This window comes from Roseomonas chloroacetimidivorans, from assembly GCF_049629625.1.
GTDB lineage: Bacteria > Pseudomonadota > Alphaproteobacteria > Acetobacterales > Acetobacteraceae > Roseomonas > Roseomonas chloroacetimidivorans.
In genome coordinates, this window is record NZ_JBNBZS010000192.1 from 1 (window position 1) to 3,808 (window position 3,808).

The window sequence follows — 3,808 nt, forward strand, 5'->3', positions numbered from 1 at the left end:
CAATCCTCGACGCATCGCCGTCGTCGGCGGCGGCATCGCCGGCCTTGAGATCGCCACCCAGCTTGGCAAGCGCCTCGGCCACTCCGGCCAGGCGGCGATCACGCTGATCGACCGCGACACGGCGCATGTCTGGAAGCCGATGCTGCACACCATCGCGGCCGGCACCAGCGACGTCCACCGGGAGCAGGTGGCCTTCGCTTCCCATGCACGGCTGCATGGCTTCACCTACTGGCCGGGCGAGATGGATGGCATCGATCGGCAACGGAAGGCGGTCAGCCTCGCGCCGCTGCGGCTGGATGACGGCCGGGTTCTCCTGGGGGCACGTGAGATCGCCTATGACGCGCTGATCATCGCAGTCGGAAGCCGCGCCAACGACTTCGGGACGCCGGGCGTGGCCGAGCATTGTCATTTCATCGACAGCCGCCTTCAGGCCGAAGCCTTCAATCGCGAAGCGCGCGCCCAGATGCTCAGATGCGTCGCCGAGAACGCGTCCATGCACATCGTGATCGTCGGCGGCGGCGCGACCGGCGTTGAACTCGCCGCAGAACTGGTGCAACTGACCGAGAGCGCCGCAGCCTATGGCGACAGCGATCTGCCATCCCGGGTGGCGCTCACACTGATCGAAAGCGGCCCGCGTCTCCTGTCCGCCTTTCCAGAGCGCATCTCCGCGGCGGTCGAAAGCCAACTTCGGGTCCTTGGCATCCAGGTGCTGACCAGCACCAAGGTGGCCGCCGCGGAACCGCGGGGCTACCGCCTTGGCGACGGCGGTCTGGTCGATGCAACGTTGATGGTCTGGGCCGCTGGCGTGAAGGGGGGCAACATCCTCTCGTCCCTGGACGGCCTGGACGCCACGCGCAACAATCAACTTCTCGTCCGGCCGACGCTACAGACGCTCACGGATGACTCGATCTTTGCTGTCGGCGACTGCGCCAGCCTGACCCTACCCGGCGATCAGCGCTCCTTGCCGCCGACCGCCCAGGTGGCGCACCAGCAGGCGCAACATATCGCGCGTCACTTGCCAGCCTGGCTTGAGGGATCAGCGCTTCCACCTTTCAGCTATCGAGACTTTGGCTCCCTGGTGTCACTGGGGCGCTACAATGCATTCGGCTCTCTCGGCCGGTTCGGTTTCTTCCGAGGCGGCTTTATTCGCGGGCGCTTTGCCCAGTTGAGCCACATCATGCTTTATCGCAGCCATCAGGCACGGCTCCATGGCTTCTGGCGAGGCAGCCTCATCTGGCTGGCAGATCGCATCGACTCGCTAGTCCGTCCCTCGATAAGGCTGGACTAAGGACCGGATCATGCGGAGGGCGTGCGAAAACACGCTTCTGGGTGGCAAGACCTTTGACGGAGACATGGCCGCTGGCGGACGGACAGCGAGGAGTGCGGGCTGGGGCTTACGCCCCTGCGGCGGTGATCACCGCCTCGGCGCGGAGGGCGGCGATGACCCGCTTCATGTTGTAGGCCAGCACGTGGAGGCTCATCTCGGTGCTGACCCGTTTGAGGGTGCGGGTGAGGAAGTCGGTTGCTCCCATCCAGACGCGCTGCCCGCTCACCGCGTCACCCAAGTTCCCGCATAGCGCGGCGCGCTCGGCGCGATTGACCTCGAGGACACAGTTCCCGGACGCCTGCAGGGCCCCGGCGCCGGACCATCAGAACCGAAAGGAGGCGCTGATCGAGCCGAAGGTCTGCAGGCCGTGCTGTCCATAGAATTCTTCGCTCCGCACTACCTGCGTGTAGGCAAAGCGCACCCCACGCCACAGCACGGCGATGCCCGCCTGGGCGTCCCCGACAAAGGGGCGCTTGTCCACGCTCCGGCTGTCACGCCAGGTGTTGCCGTCCAGGAAGATGTCGCGCGCCACCCCGCGCGCCTCCAGCCCCACGAAGGCGTACCATCCGAACTCCTGCCGTGGCTGGAAGGAACCCGACCCCGCCAGGGCCGGCCGGATCCGCACCGGCCCCCAGTCCGCGTCGAGCCCGTCCCCGATCCGCAGCAACCCACCCACCGAGGCGTAGGTGTTCACGTTGCCAGCTGCGCCCGTCACCGCCGGGATCGCCTCTGTTTCGAACCCGCCGAGCCGCCCCAGCGGCAGCCGCCAGCGCTGCTCCAGCAGCAGCGTCGCGACCGGCTCGTCCTTAAGTTGGTAGTCCCAGCCCTCGGCCCGGCGGACGTTGATCAGGTCGTGGTAGTTGTTCTGTACGAATTCGCCGAGCGCCGAAGGCCCGACGACGCCGAGCTGCAGCTCTGCCAGAGTCTGCGCCCGGCCGGTCGAGTGCGCGATCGTCGCCGCGCCGTAGAGGTAGCCCGCATAGGGCCGGTCGCGCGGGTCCGGGTTACGCCGGTCTGTGTCCTGCGGCGTGTAGATGTTCTGCCCGAAGGACAGCCCCCAGCGGACCTGCCCCGGCCCGAGCAGCCGGTCCAGGGTCCGGTCCAGCGCCGAAAGCGGCTCTGGCAGCCCGACCGAGGGCGATCGCCATGCTAGCAGGAAGCCGTTCGTATAATAGCGGTCCGAGCCGCCGAAGAAGTCGTTCTCGATGGTCAGGCTTAACGTGCCACTCGGATCGGGGCGCTGCTGCTGCGCCATCGCAGGGGTAATCGTGAGGGCCGTAGCGAGGACGGTGGCAAGCGGGCGCATCGTGGGTTCCATCGTATCCGCGGCGGTGTAACCCGGCCCCGCGCCGGCCCGTCATCACGATGCGTCCAGGCCCGCGTCGCTGATCAGGTGGCAGCAGAGAGGATCACGATGATGACCCGTACAGAGGTGCGGGCGCAGTACTGCCCGATCCGAGCTGGCATCCGCCGCGTGCTGCGGGAGGCGGCGGAAACATGCAGGCGGGCGGATCTGAACGGGGCCGTCAAGCAGGTCGCACCCTGGGCCGAGGCGGAGGCACTCGAGGACGCAGGGAGCGCCGAGATGCTGGTCGATGTCGCGCTCTTCGAGCCGAACCAACGCGGCCGACGCGCCTTCGACCGCGGCGTCGCCATCCTGACGGCGGGCGACGCCGACTTGATCACCGGCTCCACTCTCTCCATCAATGGCGGCCAGCACATGTTTTGAGGTATTGACGGTGGCCGCTCTTTGAACGCGGTGCACCGCCGGCTGCGGCCCGGCTTTATGCGAAGTGCTGCGCCGCACTCATCCAGCAAAGGAAGCCGCCCGCCGTGTCTTCGCCGAGCCATGAGGTGGGCAACCATTGACGGCGCCGCCACTTTTCCCCGGACATTCGAAAAGGCCCGCGATGCTGCCTGAGCCAGCCGAACAGCAACGGACGTCAGATGCGAAGGAGCCGGAGCGGCCGGATCCCAGCCCGACACGGCGCAACCCGGCCCGTTTCGCCGCGCTCGGCGTTTTCGCTGTGCTCGCGCTGCTGGTGGTCTGGTACGCGGCCGCGGATCGGTGGACGCCATATTCGGGGACCGGCGCGGTCTCGGCCTATGTGGCCCAGGTGGCCCCGCGGGTCTCGGGGCCGGTGACCGAGGTGCTGGTGGAGGACAATAGGCGAATAGAGGCCGGGACGCCGCTCTTCCGGATCGATGCAACCCTGTTAGAGCTTGCGGTGCGACAGGCCGAGGCCGAACTGGCCCAAACCCTGCAAGCCACCAGCGCCGGTGCGGCCGGCATCGCCGCCGCCGAGGCCCAGGTGGCACAGGCCCAGGCCAACCTGCAGAACGTCCGCGCCTCCACCTCCCGCACCTTGCAGCTCGTCGAACGCGGGGTCTACGCCCAGGCGCGCGGCGACGATGCCAGGGGCGCTCTCCGCACCGCCGAAGCCCAGCTTCACGCGGCCGAAGCGCAGCGCGACCAGGCGG

5 protein-coding genes are annotated in these 3,808 nt (G+C 67.9%); 3 read left to right on the forward strand and 2 right to left on the reverse strand.

Annotated features, from left to right (window positions below):
- The coding region (locus tag ACO1BU_RS36260) for an NAD(P)/FAD-dependent oxidoreductase (RefSeq protein WP_424140724.1) at positions 1 to 1,288 on the forward strand (1,288 nt) is incomplete at its 5' end.
- 106 nt (positions 1,289 to 1,394) lie between these two features.
- Here ACO1BU_RS36260 and ACO1BU_RS36265 read toward each other — a convergent pair.
- Positions 1,395 to 1,553, reverse strand: a complete 159-nt coding sequence (locus tag ACO1BU_RS36265) for a hypothetical protein (protein WP_424140728.1) — start codon at positions 1,551 to 1,553, stop codon at positions 1,395 to 1,397.
- Positions 1,554 to 1,649: 96 nt separating this feature from the next.
- Positions 1,650 to 2,633, reverse strand: coding sequence for a lipid A deacylase LpxR family protein (locus ACO1BU_RS36270; RefSeq protein ID WP_424140725.1), 984 nt, complete (start codon positions 2,631 to 2,633; stop codon positions 1,650 to 1,652).
- Between the two features lie 111 nt (positions 2,634 to 2,744).
- On the opposite strand from ACO1BU_RS36270, the gene ACO1BU_RS36275 reads away from it, so the two are divergent.
- Both ACO1BU_RS36275 and ACO1BU_RS36280 read left to right on the forward strand, forming a co-directional pair.
- Positions 2,745 to 3,056, forward strand: coding sequence for a hypothetical protein (locus tag ACO1BU_RS36275; RefSeq protein WP_424140726.1), 312 nt, complete (start codon positions 2,745 to 2,747; stop codon positions 3,054 to 3,056).
- Between the two features lie 181 nt (positions 3,057 to 3,237).
- The coding region (locus tag ACO1BU_RS36280; RefSeq protein ID WP_424140727.1) for an HlyD family secretion protein at positions 3,238 to 3,808 on the forward strand (571 nt) is incomplete at its 3' end.

Bases quoted from the DNA above. Each gene is read 5' to 3' on its own strand.
- ACO1BU_RS36275 (WP_424140726.1), top strand. From the start codon at position 2,745: ATGACCCGTACAGAGGTGCGGGCGCAGTACTGCCCGATCCGAGCTGGC.
- ACO1BU_RS36270 (WP_424140725.1), bottom strand. From the start codon at position 2,633: ATGCGCCCGCTTGCCACCGTCCTCGCTACGGCCCTCACGATTACCCCT.